This window comes from Pedobacter punctiformis (genome assembly GCF_027213715.1).
Lineage (GTDB): Bacteria > Bacteroidota > Bacteroidia > Sphingobacteriales > Sphingobacteriaceae > Pedobacter > Pedobacter punctiformis.
The window spans coordinates 168,337-188,537 of sequence record NZ_JAPWGM010000006.1 but is presented as its reverse complement, the minus strand read 5'-3'; the positions used below and the strand labels follow the sequence as shown (position 1 = coordinate 188,537).

The window sequence follows — 20,201 nt, the reverse complement described above, 5'->3', positions numbered from 1 at the left end:
TTTAATGTTTAAAGGTAAATGAGTAGGTTTTGAATAAATTGATATGCTCAATTATCCGTTATGCTTTCATTTTATAATTTTATTTATTTTTTGCTATTGCGTTAAGATTGCTTCGTGCTTCGCAAATGAAGGGAGGTGCAATCTTTACGCTTTAGTTTTTAAGCTCTATTTAAAAGTCTTCATCTAATGAAAATGCCTGTGCTTTATTATCAGCAGATGTTAACACACCGCTTTTTTGATAATCGCCCACGCGTTTTTCGAAGAAGTTTGTTTTTCCCTGTAATGAAATCATTTCCATAAAATCGAATGGATTTGATGCATTGTATATCTTTTTATATCCAAGTTCCTGTAACCACCTGTCGGCTACAAACTCGATGTATTGACTCATTAATTTTGCATTCATACCGATTAGAGCAACCGGTAAGGCATCTGTAATAAACTCTTTTTCAATTTCAACTGCATCGCTAATGATGGCGTGCACTTGTTTTTCGGATAGTTTATTGCTTAACATACTGTATAACAAACATGCGAACTCACAGTGAGAACCCTCATCTCTTGAGATCAGTTCGTTACTGAACGTTAAACCTGGCATTAAACCACGTTTTTTTAACCAGAAAATAGAACAGAAACTACCACTAAAGAAAATACCTTCTACTGCAGCAAAAGCAACTAAACGTTCTGCAAAATTTCCGTTTTCAATCCAGCGAAGCGCCCATTCTGCTTTTCTTTTTACAGCCGGAACAGTATCGATAGCATGAAACAAACGGTCTTTTTCTTCCGGATCTTTAATATAAGTATCAATTAATAAAGCGTATGTTTCGGCATGGATATTTTCCATCATAATCTGGAAACCATAAAAACAACGGGCTTCAGGTAACTGAACTTCACTCATAAAGTTTACAGCCAGGTTTTCATTTACTATACCATCACTGGCAGAAAAGAAAGCCAAAATATGAGAGATAAAATGTCTTTCACCGTCATTCAAATTATCCCAGTGCTTTTGGTCGTCAGAAAGATCGATTTCCTCTGCAGTCCAGAAACTGGCTTCGGTTTTTTTATACATCTCCCAGATTGCCGGATACTTAATTGGTAAAAGCACAAATCGGTCTTTGTTTTCTCTTAATAGTAATTCATCCTGTTCCATACGCTGATATTTTTAATCTTTTAATCCATTTAATCAGAGCAGACAAAGCACCGCAGCCATCAATTTTATATGATGATTGTTTGGTCTTGTATCAAAACTCTTTTGTGAAAGTGCTAAGCCCGGCTTTTGGCAAACAACTTGGTTTTTAGTTAAGGAAATTTAATTTTTAAATCAGGAGATCCGCTTTTTAAATTACTAAAAACTAAGCTTTTATATTTGTTTTCAAACGCAAGAACTTAAAGAACTTTGTTAAACAAATATATAGAAGTGAGCCCTTTTTTGTTAATCAAAGTTGTTAACACTGGGTTTGATTTGGTGGAGAAAACGATCAGATAAATATCATTTTCGATGGAAAAAAAAGCTAATCATTTCTTTTTAAGGGTTTAGGAAACCAAAACGAGTGTTAATAACTTAAATTTGGTCTCCAAATTAGACTTAAAAAGAGTATTATTCAACAATATAGCTCAGCTGTACTTTAGCTGTACCCAAACGGAAGATGCCAATTTTTTTTGCAGCACTTTCTGATAAATCAATGGCGTATTTTCTAACAAATGGACCCCGGTCGTTGATTTTAACCGTTACCGATTTTCCGTTAACCAGATTAGTTACTGTAACTTTAGTTCCGAATGGAAGTGTTCTGTGTGCAGCCGTTAGTTTACTGCCTCTGTATTTTACCCCGCTTGAGGTGCGGCGGCCTTCAAATTTTCTGTGGTAATAGGTTGCATATCCTGTTTTTTTGATGCTGTCCGGTTCATTATTCGAATCAGAATTTTGTGCGTTGCTATGTAAAAACAAAAACAAGCTACTTAATAACAGAAGGTATCTCATAAGCTAAATCTTTTTTAAAGAGCCTGCAAATATAAGCATTTAGTTTATAATCAAACTTTTAACCGAAAAATCAGCATTCAACACAAGTTAAAGCCAATAAATTATACGGGTTAAAAAGGGTAACAACATTTTAAACGGACATAAAAAAAGGTGTAAAACTTTCGTTTTACACCTTATCCTAACCCAACTTATCCAACTCTTATTTTTTATCCGGCACAAAATTCATAGAGATTGAATTTACGCAGTGACGGGTATCTTTATTGGTAAATCCTTCTCCCAAAAATACGTGACCTAAATGGGCCCCACAATTTGCACAAACAATTTCTGTACGTGATCCATCTGCATCCGGAATACGTTTAACTGCTCCTTTAATTTCATCATCAAACGCTGGCCATCCGCAATGTGCATCAAACTTACTTTCTGAACGGTAAAGTGCTGCATTACATCTTTTACAGGTATAGGTTCCTTTATCCGTAGTATGTTCGTATTTTCCGGTACCAGGGTATTCAGTTCCTTTATTAACAATTACTCTTTCTTCTTCGGGTGTTAATGGATTCCAGTTCATCTTTTTCTTTGGTGTTATTTGTTCTGTTTCTTTGGCTTGTTTTGCCTGCTTATCCTGCTTCTGTGCACAAGCACTAAATCCCATTGTTATAATAACAGCGGAAACTAAAATTAGTTTATTTAACATCGTTTTCATTTTGTGTGTATTTAAATAGCCAATGGCTTTATAAACACATATACGCTAAGCTATTGATTTTGGTTTGTTGTTATAAAAATTTATAGTACAGTTTACAAATTGGTGATAAATTATATTTCGTTAGGGTTGATACATAGAAATACAGATTTCGGCATCTGATAAGTTGAGTGCCAGTTACACTTTTTACCACGGAAGCACAGAATTACACTGAATTGTTATAATACAACTCTTTTTATTTCAAGGAGTGGTTTTCCAAAGTTTAAAATCAATCCTACTTTACATTCAGAGCATTTTAAATAATTTATGGTTTGAGCTAAGTCTTCATTAGCTATTCCACTCTTTGCCTTTGTCTCCAATATAACTGAATCAAAAACTACAAAATCAGCATAAAAACTATGAGGTAATAGAACATCTTTATAATAGAGAGGATAATGTTTCTCTCTTTCATAAAAATGACTCCTATATTCAAATTCCATACAAAGAGCATCTTTATATACAATTTCTAAGAAACCATTACCAAGATTTTTATGAACCTCAATTGCAGCATTAATAATTAAATCAGTTTCATTTTTATAGGGAAAATAATCTTGTTTAATTTGATAATCCATGAGCGATAATTTTTAACCAATTTAATTATAATTTTAATGTTTTCCTTTTTATTTTTCCGTGTTCTCTGCGTTTCTGTGGCTAATTTTTTTAAAAAAAAAGCGTTCCGAACCAAATCGAAACGCTTTTTTATATATAAATTTTAAATCTTACTTGGCTAATTCTTCTGCCATTGCAGCACCAATTTCAGCAGGACTTTCTACTACACGAATACCGCACTCACGCATAATTTTCATTTTAGCAGCGGCAGTATCGTCAGCACCGCCAACAATAGCACCAGCGTGCCCCATTCTACGTCCCGGAGGCGCAGTTTGACCAGCGATAAAACCAACAACTGGCTTAGTACCATGTTCTTTAATCCAACGGGCAGCCTCAGCTTCCATACCTCCACCAATCTCACCAATCATGATGATACCGTGAGTTTCAGGATCGTTCATTAATAATTTAACTGCTTCAACAGTTGGCGTTCCAATAATTGGATCACCACCGATACCGATAGCCGTTGTAATACCTAAACCAGCTTTAACAACCTGATCTACGGCTTCGTATGTTAAAGTTCCTGATTTAGAAACCACACCTACATGACCTTTTTTGAAGATAAAACCTGGCATAATACCAATTTTAGCTTCATCAGCAGTAATTACACCAGGACAGTTAGGGCCAATAAGCGTAACATCACGGTCAGCAATATATTCTTTAACCTGAATCATATCCTTTGTCGGGATACCTTCAGTAATACAAACAATAACTTTAATACCACCTTCGGCAGCTTCCATAATTGCATCAGCAGCAAAAGCTGGTGGCACAAAAATGATAGATACATTTGCACCCGTTTTATCAACGGCATCTTTAACAGTATTAAAAACAGGCTTATCTAAATGCGATTGCCCACCTTTGCCAGGCGTTACACCACCAACTACGTTTGTACCATAGGCCAGCATCTGCTCGGCGTGGTAAGTTCCTTCGTTTCCGGTAAAACCCTGAACGATAACCTTAGAATCTTTATTTACTAAAACGCTCATGTATCAATTTTTTTTGTGCAAAGCTAATATTATTGACTGGAAAGTCAAACCCAAAAGCATATTATTTAGTTGTAAATTTCATGTAAATGTAAGGAATTACAATATCTCGACTTCTGTTCTGTTTTACGCTTCTCCCGATTTGATACCGGGATCTTCACAATCAGCTTTATGAATACTTTCAATAAAGGCTTAAAAGAAAACTTAAAGCAAAGCAAAAAGCCTGATTAATATTAATTGTTAATCAGGCTTTGCTTATTGATATTTATACAGACTAAAGACTTTTAACTTCTTCGGTCTTTTTATTTTCAGTTTTCCATTTCTTTGCCCACTCTACCTGCGCAGCTTCATTATGGAAAGTCCAGGCTACAAAACGACTGATTTTTTGTCCCTGCGACATTTGAACAGTGGTTACTTCGAAAGCTTTCGCTTTAATTAATGCGCTATAAATACTTTTTAAGTTTGCACTTTTAGAAACCAAAGAGGTAAACCATAAGCATTGATTCGAAATCTGCGCACTCTGAATAATCATTTGCTCAACAAAAGCACGCTCTCCTCCAGGGCACCATAATTCGGCTTTATTTCCACCAAAATTTAAAACGTGTTTTACTTCGGCTTCGCCTTTAAGGTTTCTCCATTTTTGACGGGTTCCTTGCTCTGCCTCCTTTAATGAAGCGTGAAATGGTGGATTACAAATGGTTACATCAAATTGTTCTTTTGCACCAACAATACCTCTGAAAATCCCCATCTTCGAGGCCTGCAAACGGGGTTCGATGGCACCTTGCAAAGGTTTATTGGCATCAATAATACGTTTCGAAGATTCAATAGAAAGCGGATCGATATCAGACCCTACAAAACTCCATCCATATTCCTGATGTCCGATAATCGGATAAATACAATTAGCCCCCATTCCAATGTCAAGCACTTTAATGTTATTTCCTTTTGGAATTTTACCTTTATTGCTTGATCCTAAAAGATCGGCTACGTAATGGATATAATCTGCTCTTCCAGGTATTGGCGGGCATAAGTAATCTTTAGGAATATCCCATTGCGGAATATTATAAAAATGTTTCAACAAAGCTTTATTAAGTGCTTTTACCGCACTTTGATCTGCAAAATCTATAGAATCTTCATCGTGGTCGTTTTTAAAAACGAAACGTTTAAGTTCTTTGGAGGTACCAATAAGTTGTTTGAAATTGTAACGCGAACGGTGTTTGTTGCGTGGGTGCAGCTCGCTCTTTTCAGAGCGGCTATTTTCTTTTTGCTGAGCCAATATGCTATGGATTAATTAAATAAGCTGTGTGCTTATTTCTATTGCAAAGGTAGCGAAAAGAGTTGGGAGTTTTTAGGGAGCAGTTTAACGGAGGACTTTAAAAAAGGAATAGCGCTTGATTTGAGCGGAAAACTCCAAATTAACTTTCTTCAATTCTCTCAATCTCAGCCGGACTAATTGCTTTTAAATACTTCGCTTCGTCAAACTGGTTTTCACTTTTTGCAATAACAATTGTGGCAACACCGTTTCCGATTACATTGGTTATAGCCCTTGCTTCACTCATAAAACGATCTACACCTATTAAGATCGAAATGTGTTCAATAGGCATAATTTTAAGTGCCGTAAGTGTAGATACCAATACAATAAAACCACTTCCGGTTACGCCAGCAGCACCTTTAGAGGTAACCATAAGCACACCCAAAACGGTAATCTGCTGTCCTAATGATAAATCGACATGAAAAACCTGGCAAAGAAAAATTACCGCCATTGCCAGATAAATGGCAGTTCCATCAAGATTGAACGAATAACCGGTTGGAATAACTAAACCTACTACTGATTTATCACAGCCTATTGCCTCCATTTTCTGCATCATACTGGGTAGTGCCGATTCGGATGATGAAGTACCTAAAACAATTAAAATTTCTTGCCTGATGTATTTTAAATATTGCCACAAACTGAATTTATAATACCTGCAAATGCCATTTAAGATCACAAAGATGAACAAAATACAGGTTAAATAAACTGAGCCCATTAGTTTCGCCATACCCACTATGCTTTGTAAACCATGCGTACCAATACTGAAAGCCATTCCGCCAAAAGCACCAATTGGCGCTAAACGCATAATTACCTTCATGATTTTGAAGAGCACTTTCGAGATTTTATCAAAGGCATTTAAAACCGCTGTGCCCTCTCCACCCAATTTATTCAAACCATAACCAAAAAGAATGGCAAATAATAAAATCTGTAAAATATTCCCTTCGGCAAATGATGCAATAATATTATGAGGAATAATATGCAGAAAGAACTCTGCCCAGTTCATATCTTTAGCCTGCTCAGCATAACCTGCAATTTTTGTAGCATCGCCAGTTTTAGCCACCATTCCGGCACCCGGCTTTAAAATATTAGCAACTAATAAGCCAATTGCAATAGCTACTGTACTTACAATTTCGAAATACAATAGTGCTTTTCCGCCCACTCTGCCTACCTTTTTCATATCGCCCATGTGTGCGATACCTAAAACAATGGTGAAGAATATAATCGGGGCAATTAACATGCTAATCAGGTTAATAAAGCCCTGACTAATTAATTTGGCTGTTGGCGCAAAGCCTGGAAAATAAGTACCGATAAATATCCCCAATATAATGGCAATAATAACCTGAAATGTTAAATTGGAGAATACCTGCTTTGCAAATTTTAAAAATGTCATTTACCTTGTTTGGGAAACGAAATATAGAACTATTTTTTTATTTGGCACGGGAAATATCTATTTATAAATAAGCACTTCTATCTTACCATCAGCCGTAATTGTACCTCTGTACATCCCTTCGGTATTAAAAGGCATGGTTACATTTCCTTTTCTATCCAGCGCAATTAAACCACCATCACCACCCATTTTACCCACTTTATCTAACGCAATTTTCGATGCTTTGGCAACTGATAAACCTTTATATTCCATTAAATCTGAAATGGTTTTGGCCACCACGTTGCGAATGTAAAATTCGCCCCAACCGGTACAGGAAATACCAGCGGTTTCGTTATTGCAATAAGTGCCTGCACCAATAATTGGTGCATCTCCTACGCGGCCATATTTTTTATTAGTCATGCCCCCTGTTGAAGTTCCGGCAGCTAAATTACCTGCTTTATCTAAAGCTACGCAGCCTACTGTTCCAAATTTATAATCACGATTTTTGATGCCTAAAAGTTCAGATTTCTTACTTCCGTGATCCAATACTGCTTTTGTAGAATCTTCTTTAATTGCTTTTTGTAAACCATCCCATCTTTCCTTAGTCCAGAAATATTTTGGATCTACAATTTCAAGCCCGGCTTCTTTAGCAAACTGATCTGCACCGGCACCCATCATCATCACATGTTCTGATTTCTCCATAACTGCACGTGCGGCAGAAATTGGATTTTTAATGGTCGTAACACCTGCAACTGCCCCCGCCTCTAAAGTTTTGCCATTCATAATGGCTGCATCTAACTCATTCCGGCCATCATGTGTAAAAACGGCACCTTTACCTGCATTAAATAAAGGAGAATTTTCCATCACATGAATGGTTGCCTCCACGGCATCCAGGCTAGACTTTCCGGATTTAATCTCTGCATAACCTGCCTTTAGTGCCTGTGTTAAAGCAGCAATATAGGCCGCCTCTTTTTCAGGGGTCATATTCTTTTTTAGAATGGTTCCGGCGCCACCATGAATAACCATAACATATTTTTGCTGTGCAGAAGCCGCTAATGTTACCCAAGAAAATAACATGACCAGAAGTAGTTTTAATGATTTCATCTTTCTATTTAGTTTGAAGACGTTAAATTAAGAAAACTACTGAATAACCAAGCATTAAGCCTTCGCTATTCCTTCGGAAGAGAATTGTAAATCGTAAAGCTTTTTGTAATAACCGTTTAGTTTCAATAATTCCTGGTGCGTCCCTTTTTCTTTTATTTCCCCTTTATCCAGTACAATAATCTGGTCGGCTTTTTGAATGGTTGATAAACGGTGTGCAATTACAATAGAAGTACGCCCATCCATTAAATTATCTATTGCTTTCTGAATCAGCAATTCTGTTTCAGTATCTACCGATGAAGTTGCCTCATCTAAAACTAAAATTGCCGGATTATGAACCAAAGCCCTGATAAATGAAATGAGTTGTGCCTGTCCGGCCGAAAGCGTTGCCCCCCTTTCCATTACATTATATTGGTACCCACCCGGTAAACGTTCAATAAAATCATGCGCCCCTACCTTTTTAGCCGCATTAACCACTTCTTCAAGAGTAATTTGAGGGTTATTTAAGGTAATGTTATTTAATATCGTATCCGAAAACAGGAAAACATCCTGCAAAACCGTTGCAATATTACTACGCAGATAATCCAGTTCAAAATCTTGAATATGAATACCATCAACTGTAATATTGCCTTTTTTAACTTCGTAAAAACGGTTTAAAATATTAATGGTAGAAGATTTCCCGGCACCGGTAGCCCCCACCAAAGCAACAGTTTGTCCGGATTTAACCTCGAATGACAAATCTTTAAGCACATAGTTATCATCATTATAGGCAAACCAAACATTTTCGAATTTAATATTACCCTCCAGATGTGATAGCTTTTGTTTCCCTTCGTTAGGTGTACTTTCATCAGTATCCAATACCTTAAAAACACGCTCGGCACCAACCATACCCATTTGCAGGGTGTTAAATTTATCTGCCAGTTGGCGGATAGGCGTAAAAACCATACCCAGATACATAATAAATTGGGTAATAGTGCCAGGAGTTACATCCATTGGTTTAGCGAGAATACTTTTTGCCCCATACCAAACCAATAAACCTAATGACATGGCTGATATTAACTCAACCACCGGAAAAAATATAGAATAGTACCAGTTAGAACGAATGTTTGCATCGCGGTAACGCTTATTAATTGCATTAAACTTTCTGTACTCCTGTTTCTCTCTCGCAAAATACTGCACAATTGAAACACCGGTAATATGTTCCTGTAAAAAGGTATTCAGGTTTGCAACCTCCGTTCTGATTTCCTGAAAAGCAACCTTTATAGATTTTTGAAATTTCCTTGTCGCGACAATTAACAGGGGGATGGGTAAAAGCACCACGATACTTAACTCCCAATCGGTATAAAGCATTACTCCGATAATTACAATGACTTGCAAAGTATCACCAATCATAGAAATTAATCCTTCAGAAAAAATATCAGCAATGGTTTCCAAATCAGAAACCGTTCTGGTAATCAGCTGACCAATTGGCGTTTTATCAAAAAATTTAAGCCGGAGTTTAGTAATGTGGTTAAAAACATTTATGCGTAAATCCCGGATAACCGATTGCCCCAAAGTGTTGGTTAAAAGCGTATGATTATATTGAATAATGGTTTGCAGAATCAACATGAAAACCATCAGCATCGTCATGTTAACCAAACCAGAATATTTGCTTGTTAAAATATAATTATCGAGTGTATATTTAATTAAAAAAGGACGAACTGGAGAAATGGCCGCCAGCATAACCGTTAAAATTACCGACCAAATAAAAACGGTACGATAAGGCTTTACGTATTGAAAAATACGTTTTAATAATCCTGTATTGTATACGTCGCCCGTTATTGCCATTTTTATGGTTAATTGTTTAAATTGTTATTATACAAGTGGCTTAATTTTCGATTAACCAGTTAACCAATTTATGCGGTTAACTGAACCAATTGCTACCCCAAATAAGGATACTCTACCCTTACCAAATATAAGCCACAGGCCGCAACAGATTGACCTGCCTTACTTCGGTTTTTACTTTCTATAATCTTTTTAAAGTCTTCAATATCAATTTCGCCTTTACCAACCCTAATCAGTGTACCCATAATGGCACGTACCATATTTCTCAAAAACCGATCGGCTTTAATGGTAAAAACCAAGCCTCCTTCTGTTTCTTCAAAAATAGCTTTGCTAATTGTGCAATTATTGGTAAATGTTTGTGTATTCGATTTACTAAAACAGGAAAAATCCTGATAATTAAACAATTCTTTTGCAGCTTCGTTCATTAAAACAACATCCAGCTTATCTTTTACCAACCAGGACCGGTTAAGCTTAAAGGGATCTTTTTCAAAGTGAATGTAATATTTATAAGCCCTTGCTGTTGCATCAAAACGGGCATGAGCATCGTCAGCTACTGCAATTATTTTTTTAGCAGCGATTTGATATGGCAGCAAAGCATTAATGCCTGATATAGCATTTAATACCCACTCTTCTGCTACATCTTCAATATCAAAATGGGCAAAAAATTCTGTTGCATGCACTCCGGTATCCGTTCTGCCACAACCAAGGGTTTCGATGGTTTGCCTAAAATAAATAGACATAGCTTTATCCAGGCACTCCTGCACCGTTATTGCATTCGGTTGAATTTGCCAGCCGTGGTATAAGCTGCCATCATAAGCAAGTTGTATGAAATATCGTTTTTTACTCAAAGCGATGCAAAAATACTTTTTTCCTTTTATTAGATGAGCTGGTAAATCAGATTTAAATATATTTGTGAAAAATATTTGATTAACATGATACAAAGAATACAGTCCATCTGGTTACTACTTGCAACGATAGCATTGATTTTAATGATGTTTTTACCATTGGTAAGCAAAGAAAATAAAACTACCGAAACAGAAATTCACACGGTAGGCTTATATAAGGATGTTGTTGGAAAACCAGGCCCCGGTCTTTTAATGGAGCAATTTACCCCACTTTTAATTACAAATATTGTGGTTGCTGTGCTTTGTTTTATTAACATTTTTAATTTTAAAAGAAGAACAATGCAAAAGCGCATTGCTGTGTTTTCAATCATTGCAATAGGTGGTTTTGCATTTTGGTGTAGTATTTTTGCTCAAAAGCTGCCCGGGGGTATCGATGGGGCACGTTTTGATTTCGGTGCTTATTTGCCTGCAGTATCAATCCTGTTTTGTATAATGGCTATCATCGGCATCAATAAAGACGAAAAGTTAATCCGTTCTGCCGAAAGACTGAGATAGTGGCAAGCAGAAACTGTCTTGCTGACAAAGGAAGCATCTCTTAGCAAAACCAGATCCTTCGTGCCTCAGGATGACAGGATTTCTTCACTAAAATGTAAAGAACATGCTTTTATAATGAAACGAGAATTGTAATAGCTAATAAAAATAATCATTAGAAAATTAAAGCCCTATCAACAATCAAGAAGATTATTTGGTTAAATATCTATTGTGTTTTTAATGCTTTCAATCTATACTTGCCCTTTCTCCTTAATTCTCAAATAATTACCTCAATTTATTATTTCCTTAACTATCAATAAAATACGGATTATTAACCGTACCTTTGCGGCTCAATTAAAATAATAAAAAGACGAATGACAAACCCATTTCAATTATTGGGGATAAGTGATGACGTCGTTAATGCCGTAAAGGACCTTGGATTTGAAAATCCAACGCCTATTCAGGAGCAAAGTATTCCTGTACTGTTAGAAGGCACTAATGATTTTGTTGGTTTGGCCCAAACAGGAACAGGAAAAACAGCCGCATTTGGTTTGCCGCTGTTAGAACTAATCGATTTTAAAAGCAATAAACCGCAGGCATTAATTTTATGCCCTACCCGCGAATTATGTTTACAGATCGCTAACGACCTTAAAAACTTTTCTAAAAACGTTGCTAATGCTCATGTAGTTGCCGTTTACGGTGGTGCTAACATTATGCAACAACTACGCGAAATACGCCAGGGCGTACAAATCGTAGTGGCCACGCCCGGCCGTATGCTGGATATCATTGGCCGTAAGGCAATTGATTTTTCTGGTGTTAAATATGTTGTGCTTGATGAAGCTGACGAGATGTTAAACATGGGTTTCCAGGATGACATCAACGACATTTTATCAACCACTCCGGATGACAAAAAAACCTGGTTATTCTCGGCTACCATGCCTGCAGAAGTTCGCCGTATTGCTAAAAAATACATGAACGAGCCTGTTGAATTAACCATGGGCACTAAAAACACAGGTAACGTAAACATCGAACACGAATATTACATCGTTCGTGCACGTGATAAATATGCAGCCCTTAAACGGATTGTAGATTTTAACCCTGAAATTTTTGCAGTAGTATTTTGTAAAACCAAACTGGATACACAAGATGTTGCAGAGCATTTAATTAAAGATGGTTACAACGCTGACGCTTTACACGGTGATTTATCACAACAACAACGTGATAAAGTAATGCAACGTTTCCGTGAGCGTAACATGCAATTGTTAATTGCGACTGATGTTGCCGCCCGTGGTATCGATGTTAATAACGTAACACACGTAATTAACTACTCTTTACCTGATGAAATTGAAAGTTACACCCACCGTTCTGGTCGTACAGGCCGTGCTGGTAAAACAGGTATTTCAATCTGTATCATCAACTCTAAAGAAGTTGGTAAAATCCGTCAGCTGGAGCGCATCATTGGTAAACAATTTACTAAAGCTGAGCTTCCTACAGGATTTGATGTTTGCGAAAAACAATTATTCTCTTTAGTACACAAAGTACATAATGTAGAAGTAAATACCGAGCAAATAGATCAGTACATTCCCCGTATTATGGACGAATTTGCGGAGTTAAGTAAAGAAGAAGTGATCAAACGTTTTGCATCTTTAGAATTTAACCGCTTTTTAGATTATTATTCTAAAGCACCTGATTTAAATGCTGCAGTAGCTGAAGATCGTAACGAACGTGATCGCGTACGTGGTAACAACAGAGGTAGCGAAGGTTACACCCGTTTGTTTATCAACTTAGGTTCTGTTGATGAATTTACCCGTGGCGATATGTTATCTTTTATTTGCAATAATGCAAAAATTGGTGGCAAAAGCGTTGGTAAAATCGATTTAAAAGGTGTTTATTCTTTCTTCGAAGTTGAAGATGATGTTGCTGAGAAAGTTTTCGAAGGTTTCAAAGCTGTAGAATTCAAAGGCCGTAATGTTCGTATCGAGAAAAGCGGTGATGGTGGTCGTGACGGAAGTGATGGCAGACCAAGACGTGATGGTGGCGAAAGACGCAGCGGTGGTTTTGGCGGAGAAAGAAGAAGTGGCGGAGGTGGACGCAGTTATGGTGGCGACAGAAGAAGTTCTGGTGGTGGCGAAAGACGTGAAGGTGGAAACAGCGGTGGCGGATTCAGAGATTTCTCTGGCCGTAAACGCGAAGATCGTGGTGGCAGCACTGGCGGTAGCGGAAGACGTGAAGGTGGAAGCAGAGAAGGTGGTGGCGAACGCAGAAAAAAGTGGTAACACCCTAATCCAAATATTTAAAACCGGTTTTGTTAATTCAAAACCGGTTTTTTTATGATTTTAAAAAATATTTAAACTTTTAGAAAATTATTTATATTTTCGGGGCATCAGATAAAAACGCTCCCTATTTTTTTCATCCCGTAAACTAAAGACTATTATGATTTTTTTCTTCGGGACGAGAAGTTCGACAGTACTTACAGAAAAGCTAAACTACTGTACTTGTGCTCATTGCCAGCAGCAAGACACGATTTACATCACTGCTATTTCCAGCTATTTCCATGTGTTTTGGATACCTGTTTTTCCAATAGGTAAAAAATACTATTCGTATTGTACACATTGCAAACAAACATTGGCACAAAGACAAATGCCTAATGAGTATAGAAATAGCCTTACAGAAATTGCGCAGAGAGCCAAAACACCTATCTGGCATTTTATTGGTTTGTTTTTAATTTCTATACCAATTCTTTTTGCTATAGTATCTTCAATTCTCAAAAAATAAATTACTTGTTTTATTAATGGTCTGAAATATTGGTTTTTTAAACCGGTTTCAATAATCATTACAGAAAACCCGTAACTTCATGCCTGAACATTTCCGGTCGGGTTATGCCTTGTTGTGCCTGCCCGGAATGCTCATTAGTAAATTCACAATCAGATAACAAACTATGCATTCCGGTAAATCTTACAGGCTGTCCGAATTTCTCCTGTGGACAAGGAGAAACATTTTTATCCTATTTTTTATAGGTGTTGTTCCAACCGTTTTATATAAAATATTTGGGTTTACCTGGCTAGCCATACCCTGGACAGTTGTTGCTTTGCTGGGTACAGCCACAGCATTTATTGTAGGTTTTAAAAATACACAAACGTATAGCCGTACCTGGGAAGCCAGACAAATTTGGGGTGCCATTTTAAACAGCAGCAGAACCTGGGGAACCATGAGCCGGGACTTTTTAACCGACAATCCTCAAAAAACAAAAGAACTTATTTACCGTCATTTTGCCTGGTTAACGGCATTGCGTTACCAAATGAGAGACAGCCGGGTGTGGGAAAACGGCAACAAATCTTACAATGCCGAATACCGGAATTTCTTTACCATTCCGGAAAAAGAAAGCGCTTTAGAAACCGAACTCGCTAAATATATTCCTTCAGTAGAGCTGAATTATATTTTAGGTACCAAAAACAGGGCTGTGCAATTAATGAGTTTACAATCTAAAACGGTTAAAGAATTATTGGCCGCCAAGGCAATAGATATGCTTCAGTTTATCGAACTGCAAAAAATGATAAGAGATTTTTATGATCAGCAAGGACGCAGTGAAAGAATCAAAAACTTTCCTTATCCACGCCAGTTTGCCACGATAAATGCTTTTTTCATTAAGTTGTTTTGCCTTTTACTCCCTTTCGGAATGTTAAAAGAATTTGATAAACTCAATGAAAGCGTAGAGGGAATGATGAAAGGCAATATGGTTTGGCTGGTTATTCCTTTCAGCGTTTTAATTTCGTGGGTTTATACTTCATTAGAACAAGTGGGTGAAAGTACAGAAAACCCATTTGAAGGCAGTGCAAATGATGTCCCTATTTCACAAATGAGCCGCACCATAGAAATAGATTTAAGAGAAATGCTGGGTGAAACCGATTTACCTCCTGCCCTTCAGCCAAAAAACAACATCATCTTATAAAGACTATAAAACAAAAAAGGTCTGCAAATTAAATTTGCAGACCTTTTGTATTAAATATCAGGTTAATAACTAGAAATTCAAATTGATTCTGGTAAACACATAACGGCCCAAGAAACCAAATTGCGGTGCCTGGTTTGGATACAAAATACCCGAAGTACCCTGGCTTCCTAATAAAAGTTCTGCCGGATAAACATCAAAAATATTATTGGCTCCAACAGTTAATTTCAGGTTTTTAGTCAGGTTATAACCCAAGCCTAAATCGGTAATTACCCGACCTGGTAATTCCTGTCTGTTGGCCACAACATTGGTGGGTTGCGATACTTTACCAAAATAAACATTACGCAAAAACACGTTAAACTTATTCAGGGTATAATCAAATGTTAAATTAGCTTTTATACGTGGAACCACTTTTGTTAATAAAATCACACTGGCTTCATCTAAATAAGTATTTTCTTTACCAGCCAATAAAGGAGAGGTATTGATACCGCCAATCAATGAAGTTTTAGAAATTGTACCGGCCAAATCTGTTCTCAAAGTACCTTTACCTAAACTGGTTGTATAGGTAACTACCGCATCAATACCTTTGGTTTCAGTATTTACGGCGTTTGCAAAGAAACGTGCCGTACTGGCATTAGCCAAACGCAAAAGATTGTAAATTTCTTTATCCTGAGCGGATGCAGATGCAGCATTGCTTCCGCTAAACTGACCTGTATAAATCACTCGGTCGTTAATACGAATAAAATATCCGTCTACCGTAATTTTAAACTTTCCTAAGTTTGAAGTAAATCCGGCACTGTAGCTGGTCGATGTTTCTTCTTTTAATTTAGGAATTCCTAAAAGTTGTGCTACACGGCTGTCATTTGCAAAAGTTCCCGATTCAACAAAGTTACCATCAATAAATACCGTTGATGTGGCATTGAAATAACGTTGCTGTAACGAAGGTGCCCTGAAACCTGTACTTGCCGCAGCACGCAATACAAACTGATCAGAGAATTTATACCGGCCCGCTAATTTGAAATTAAGGGTAGAACCAAAATCAGAATAATTTTCAAAGCGTAAAGCTGCATCTACTAAAAATTTATCTGTAAAATTAACCTCAACATCACCATAAGCGGCAACAGATGAGCGGCCAACGTTGGTTGCATTATCTTTACTAAAACCCGGAAATCCTTGTGCACCACCGCCATAAGCAGCTCCATTGGCAGCAAAACGTGTAGAAACATTTCCTTTTGGATCAGGAATTAGAATTGGGTTAGCTGTTGTACCTACATTAATGGCATTACCATAATTTACGTAAGAAGCTTCTTCACCGGCAATAATTTTATAGTTTTCGTAACGGTGTTCTGCACCAAATGCAACGTTAATTCCGTTTAAGGTATTTTTAAAAAAGCGGGTAAAATCCAAATTGGTTGTATTTTGCACAAAATCATAACCTCCTGCATCAAATGAAGTTGGAGATGCGGTTAATAAAGAAGCATTTAAGGTGTTCGACGTCGTGAAATTAATATAATTGCGTCCGTAAGTATTGCTGAAATCAGCTTTCCATTCACCTAAATTTCCACGGATACCAATTGCCAGCGACTGATCGTTATTGTCTGTTATAATTTCCGGCAGGAAACCATTAGGATAAATGGTTGCATTGGTTTGTGTTAATTGTCTCGGTGTTCTGTAAAATGCAGTTGATGTACCATTACGATAGTTTAAACCACCAAAAGCATAAATTTCAGCACCATCAGAAACGGGAATCACTGAGTTTAAAAATAATGCACCGCCACGGTTTTTGCTTTGACCAATATTTGGAACAAAATCTCCACGGGTTAGGCCTCTTCTGGCCAATTCAGCATCGGTTATATCCACTCCTGTAGGCGCAGGGTACAAAGTTGGATTATTGTAATCGGTAAAAATAACACCACGGTAAGGAGTGGTGCGTGAAGCGAAATCACGGTAATCAAAAGAGCCGGAAAGATTTAAGAAACCTCCTTTATCATTTAATTTAACACCGTAGTTTACATTCGCCTGAGCTGTTTCCCCATCTAAGCCGTCAGAATGTTTACCTGCAAAGCCACCACCGGTGATACTGGCAGAAAGTTTATTCACATCTTCATTTAAAATGATGTTAATTACACCTGCAATGGCATCAGAACCGTACTGCGCTGCTGCCCCATCACGCAAAACCTCTACCCTTTTAATTGCAGCTGTAGGTATTGCATTTAAATCCGTTCCTACTGAGCCTTTTCCTAAACTACCATTTATGTTGATCAGTGAAGTGGTGTGACGGCGTTTCCCGTTAATTAATACCAAAACCTGATCTGGTCCCAGGCCACGTAAAGAAGCCGGATCTATGTGATCGGTTCCATCGGTGAGGTTGGCCACGTTTGAAGTAAATGAGGGTGCTACATAATTTAAAATCTGAGCCAAAGATACCTGAGGTGAATTTTGAGCAATCTTTTTAACATCGACTAAATCAACAGGCACAGGCGTTTCCATTTGAGAACGTGGTGCACTTCTTGATCCTACAACTACAATGCCTTCCAGGTCGTTTTTGTTCTCTGCAAGTGCAAAATTTAATTCTTTAGTTTCTCCTGCAGCAATAGTAATCTTTTTCTGCTGACTTTGGTAGCCCACATAAGCCGCATTAATGGTATAGGTTCCCGCTGCAGGAAATTTCAACTCATATTTTCCCTGTGCATTTGTAGCAGCCTTAATATTTTGGCCTGATACAGAAATAGTTGCCCCGATAATTGTTTGAAGCGAGTCGCTCACTACTCCCCTTACCACCTGAGCTTTAAGCCCCGATGCAAATAAAAAAGATAAAGAAATAATCAGGTAAAATTTATTTTTCATAAGCTAATTTGTATTAATTTACATGTTAATTGTAAATCACAAATATACGAATAAAATCTATAGATTTAATATACTATAACTTTTTCGTTACCATTTACCTAAAGAGGCCTTGACTCCAATTACACTTAATATTTTACCTTTTAAGTTCAATAAGTTATCCGCCAAATAAAATACATTTACAGGTTATTAATATAAAAATGCACTTAAAAAAGATAGTTACCTGCTTATTACTCCTTGCAATTACCGGAAACATTTACGGACAAACCGCTAAACCTATTGAACCGAATCGTAAAATGGAATGGTTTGGAGATGCTAAACTTGGCATTTTTATCCATTGGGGCGTGTATGCTGTAAATGGAATTTCAGAATCCTGGTCTTTTTTTAACAATTACACTAATCACGAGGCTTATATGAAGCAATTGGAAGGTTTCAATGCTTCCAAATATGATCCTGCCAACTGGGTTCAGTTAATTAAAGAAAGTGGGGCAAAATATGCGGTAATAACGACCAAACATCACGATGGTGTATCTCTTTGGAATACAAAGGCCATTGATGCTACAACCACGCTAAAAAACAGTGCAGCAAAAAAAGATTTAATCACACCTTTTGTTGCCGCTTTAAAGCAATCTGGCTTAAAAACTGGTTTATATTTTTCTTTACCGGATTGGAGTTATGAAAACTATGACGTTTTTACCAGAGACCGCAAGCGTTATGATTTCAAAGCTGACCCAAAACGCTGGAATTCTTTTCTAACCTATTACCAAAGCCAGTTAAATGAACTTTCGGCTCAATTTAAACCAGATTTATTATGGTTTGATGGGAACTGGGAGCATTCTGCAACAGAATGGCAGACCGACAAAGTACGTAAGTTATTGAGTAGTTATAATCCGAACATCATTATTAATTCCCGCCTGGATGAACACGGAGATTACGAGACACCAGAACAAGGCGTACCTGTTGTAAAGCCAAACGCACCTTACTGGGAACTTTGTTATACCATGAATGATTCCTGGGGTTTTCAACCTTACGATCAAAAGTATAAAAGCTCAAATATGATTATTCGTACCCTGGTGGATTGCATCAGCATGGGTGGAAATTTACTACTGGACATTGGTCCGAAAGCAGATGGTACAATTGCGACTGAACAGGTTTCGATATTGAAAGATTTGGGTCGCTGGACTAAAAAAAATGCAGAAGCCATTTACGGTACACAATCTGGATTAGAGCCGGGACATTTTAACGGAAAAACAGCTTTGTCTAAGGATAAAAAAACCTTATTTCTGTATCTGGATTACCAGGATAAAGCAGGCATAACACTTTTAGGTTTAGCGACTAAAATTAAATCCGTTTCAGTTATTGGCTATGAGGGCAAGATTAATTTTAAAGCAGCTGATAATCAAAATTACATCATTGAAGTTCCGGAAAATGCTTACGATAAAGATGTAACGGTAGTTGCTGTAAAATTTGATGAAGCAATAAAAACAGTTAATCCGGTTGGTGCTACGCTGAATTTAGCTACTTTATTAAATGCTCAAACAAAATCTTCCACGGTTTCCAAACTTAAAAAGCTTTCAACCGATTTAAATAAAGGAACAAACATTTTTAATAATACAAATTTATCGGCCGATGGATTAAGCTTTACTTCTGATGTAAAACCATTGGATACTGAAGCAAAAGAATGGATTGTTAAAAATGCTGAAGTATTGTATAAAACAACTGCTGGTATTCCCGCAGGTCATTACGATGGGAATACGACCTTATCTGCAGATAAGCAAACGCTTTACTTATTTGTAGAAGGGAAACCAACCGGCCCTATTGCAATAAAAGGACTTAAAAATCAAATCAGCAGAATCAGGATTGTTGGCGAGGGGACCATGCTTCCACACGAAGTTTACAATAAACTATATTGGAGTAAAATACCAGGCATTATTTATATTCCTGTACCACAAGATAAATTAGATAAAAATTTAACGGTAATTGCCGTATTACTGGATGGACCAATTGATTTGTACAGAGAGAAAGTAGGTGCCATAGAAAGCAATTTGTAATTGAGCAGTGGCCGGAGGCAGACTCGCCTTCAAATTAACCCAATAACATAGTCTAATCCAATCACGATTTTATCTACTATTTGTAAA

At 37.1% G+C, this 20,201-nt stretch carries 16 protein-coding genes; 5 read left to right on the top strand and 11 right to left on the bottom strand.

Annotated elements, in window-relative coordinates; translation table 11 throughout:
• Positions 1-169 precede the first annotated feature (169 nt).
• The 10 genes from O0955_RS16320 to truA all read right to left on the bottom strand — a co-directional run bounded on the left by O0955_RS16320 (position 170) and on the right by truA (position 10,745).
• Entirely contained in the window at positions 170-1,144 is a 975-nt protein-coding gene (locus O0955_RS16320; protein WP_269428628.1) for a ribonucleoside-diphosphate reductase small subunit, read from the bottom strand.
• Positions 1,145-1,591: 447 nt separating this feature from the next.
• Complete coding sequence (locus O0955_RS16315) at positions 1,592-1,972, bottom strand: septal ring lytic transglycosylase RlpA family protein (protein ID WP_269428627.1); 381 nt, start codon at positions 1,970-1,972, stop codon at positions 1,592-1,594.
• A gap of 199 nt (positions 1,973-2,171) precedes the next feature.
• The gene (locus O0955_RS16310) at positions 2,172-2,672 is read right to left on the bottom strand and encodes a methionine-R-sulfoxide reductase (protein ID WP_269428626.1); all 501 of its coding nucleotides are present in this window, start codon (positions 2,670-2,672) and stop codon (positions 2,172-2,174) included.
• 215 nt (positions 2,673-2,887) lie between these two features.
• Positions 2,888-3,280: a GxxExxY protein gene (locus O0955_RS16305; protein WP_269428625.1), complete on the bottom strand. Its 393-nt coding sequence runs from the start codon at positions 3,278-3,280 to the stop codon at positions 2,888-2,890.
• A 147-nt stretch (positions 3,281-3,427) separates the two neighbouring features.
• On the bottom strand, positions 3,428-4,300 hold the full coding sequence (gene sucD / locus O0955_RS16300) for a succinate--CoA ligase subunit alpha (protein ID WP_269428624.1): 873 nt from the start codon (positions 4,298-4,300) through the stop codon (positions 3,428-3,430).
• Positions 4,301-4,571: 271 nt separating this feature from the next.
• Positions 4,572-5,570, bottom strand: a complete 999-nt coding sequence (rlmF, locus tag O0955_RS16295; protein WP_269428623.1) for a 23S rRNA (adenine(1618)-N(6))-methyltransferase RlmF — start codon at positions 5,568-5,570, stop codon at positions 4,572-4,574.
• Between the two features lie 139 nt (positions 5,571-5,709).
• Positions 5,710-6,996 (bottom strand): C4-dicarboxylate transporter DctA, encoded by a 1,287-nt coding sequence (gene dctA, locus O0955_RS16290; RefSeq protein ID WP_269428622.1) that lies wholly within the window; start codon positions 6,994-6,996, stop codon positions 5,710-5,712.
• Between the two features lie 57 nt (positions 6,997-7,053).
• Positions 7,054-8,076, bottom strand: a complete 1,023-nt coding sequence (locus O0955_RS16285) for an isoaspartyl peptidase/L-asparaginase family protein (protein ID WP_269428621.1) — start codon at positions 8,074-8,076, stop codon at positions 7,054-7,056.
• A 54-nt stretch (positions 8,077-8,130) separates the two neighbouring features.
• The gene (locus tag O0955_RS16280; RefSeq protein WP_269428620.1) at positions 8,131-9,900 is read right to left on the bottom strand and encodes an ABC transporter ATP-binding protein; all 1,770 of its coding nucleotides are present in this window, start codon (positions 9,898-9,900) and stop codon (positions 8,131-8,133) included.
• A gap of 92 nt (positions 9,901-9,992) precedes the next feature.
• Positions 9,993-10,745 (bottom strand): tRNA pseudouridine(38-40) synthase TruA, encoded by a 753-nt coding sequence (gene truA, locus O0955_RS16275; RefSeq protein ID WP_269428619.1) that lies wholly within the window; start codon positions 10,743-10,745, stop codon positions 9,993-9,995.
• An 84-nt stretch (positions 10,746-10,829) separates the two neighbouring features.
• On the opposite strand from truA, the gene O0955_RS16270 reads away from it, so the two are divergent.
• From O0955_RS16270 to O0955_RS16260, 4 genes are all read left to right on the top strand, one after another.
• A complete protein-coding gene (locus O0955_RS16270; protein WP_269428618.1) occupies positions 10,830-11,297 on the top strand; it encodes a DUF4293 domain-containing protein in 468 nt (155 codons plus the stop codon).
• Positions 11,298-11,647: 350 nt separating this feature from the next.
• Complete coding sequence (locus O0955_RS16265; protein ID WP_269428617.1) at positions 11,648-13,549, top strand: DEAD/DEAH box helicase; 1,902 nt, start codon at positions 11,648-11,650, stop codon at positions 13,547-13,549.
• A 157-nt stretch (positions 13,550-13,706) separates the two neighbouring features.
• Positions 13,707-14,048: a zinc-ribbon domain-containing protein gene (locus tag O0955_RS18225; protein WP_428982469.1), complete on the top strand. Its 342-nt coding sequence runs from the start codon at positions 13,707-13,709 to the stop codon at positions 14,046-14,048.
• Positions 14,049-14,211: 163 nt separating this feature from the next.
• Entirely contained in the window at positions 14,212-15,222 is a 1,011-nt protein-coding gene (locus O0955_RS16260) for a bestrophin family protein (protein WP_269428616.1), read from the top strand.
• A gap of 69 nt (positions 15,223-15,291) precedes the next feature.
• On the opposite strand, the gene O0955_RS16255 is transcribed toward O0955_RS16260, so the two are convergent.
• Positions 15,292-18,066, bottom strand: coding sequence for a TonB-dependent receptor (locus O0955_RS16255; RefSeq protein WP_269428615.1), 2,775 nt, complete (start codon positions 18,064-18,066; stop codon positions 15,292-15,294).
• A gap of 197 nt (positions 18,067-18,263) precedes the next feature.
• Between O0955_RS16255 and O0955_RS16250 the strand changes: the two genes are divergently transcribed.
• On the top strand, positions 18,264-20,114 hold the full coding sequence (locus O0955_RS16250) for an alpha-L-fucosidase (protein ID WP_269428614.1): 1,851 nt from the start codon (positions 18,264-18,266) through the stop codon (positions 20,112-20,114).
• Positions 20,115-20,201 lie beyond the last annotated feature (87 nt).

What these genes read in the sequence shown, in the direction of transcription:
- O0955_RS16320 (WP_269428628.1), bottom strand. Translation starts at nt 1,144, where the DNA reads ATGGAACAGGATGAATTACTATTAAGAGAAAACAAAGACCGATTTGTG.
- O0955_RS16315 (WP_269428627.1), bottom strand. Translation starts at nt 1,972, where the DNA reads ATGAGATACCTTCTGTTATTAAGTAGCTTGTTTTTGTTTTTACATAGC.
- O0955_RS16310 (WP_269428626.1), bottom strand. Translation starts at nt 2,672, where the DNA reads ATGAAAACGATGTTAAATAAACTAATTTTAGTTTCCGCTGTTATTATA.
- O0955_RS16305 (WP_269428625.1), bottom strand. Translation starts at nt 3,280, where the DNA reads ATGGATTATCAAATTAAACAAGATTATTTTCCCTATAAAAATGAAACT.
- sucD (WP_269428624.1), bottom strand. Translation starts at nt 4,300, where the DNA reads ATGAGCGTTTTAGTAAATAAAGATTCTAAGGTTATCGTTCAGGGTTTT.
- dctA (WP_269428622.1), bottom strand. Translation starts at nt 6,996, where the DNA reads ATGACATTTTTAAAATTTGCAAAGCAGGTATTCTCCAATTTAACATTT.
- O0955_RS16285 (WP_269428621.1), bottom strand. Translation starts at nt 8,076, where the DNA reads ATGAAATCATTAAAACTACTTCTGGTCATGTTATTTTCTTGGGTAACA.
- O0955_RS16280 (WP_269428620.1), bottom strand. Translation starts at nt 9,900, where the DNA reads ATGGCAATAACGGGCGACGTATACAATACAGGATTATTAAAACGTATT.
- O0955_RS16270 (WP_269428618.1), top strand. Translation starts at nt 10,830, where the DNA reads ATGATACAAAGAATACAGTCCATCTGGTTACTACTTGCAACGATAGCA.
- O0955_RS16265 (WP_269428617.1), top strand. Translation starts at nt 11,648, where the DNA reads ATGACAAACCCATTTCAATTATTGGGGATAAGTGATGACGTCGTTAAT.
- O0955_RS18225 (WP_428982469.1), top strand. Translation starts at nt 13,707, where the DNA reads ATGATTTTTTTCTTCGGGACGAGAAGTTCGACAGTACTTACAGAAAAG.
- O0955_RS16260 (WP_269428616.1), top strand. Translation starts at nt 14,212, where the DNA reads ATGCATTCCGGTAAATCTTACAGGCTGTCCGAATTTCTCCTGTGGACA.
- O0955_RS16255 (WP_269428615.1), bottom strand. Translation starts at nt 18,066, where the DNA reads ATGAAAAATAAATTTTACCTGATTATTTCTTTATCTTTTTTATTTGCA.
- O0955_RS16250 (WP_269428614.1), top strand. Translation starts at nt 18,264, where the DNA reads ATGCACTTAAAAAAGATAGTTACCTGCTTATTACTCCTTGCAATTACC.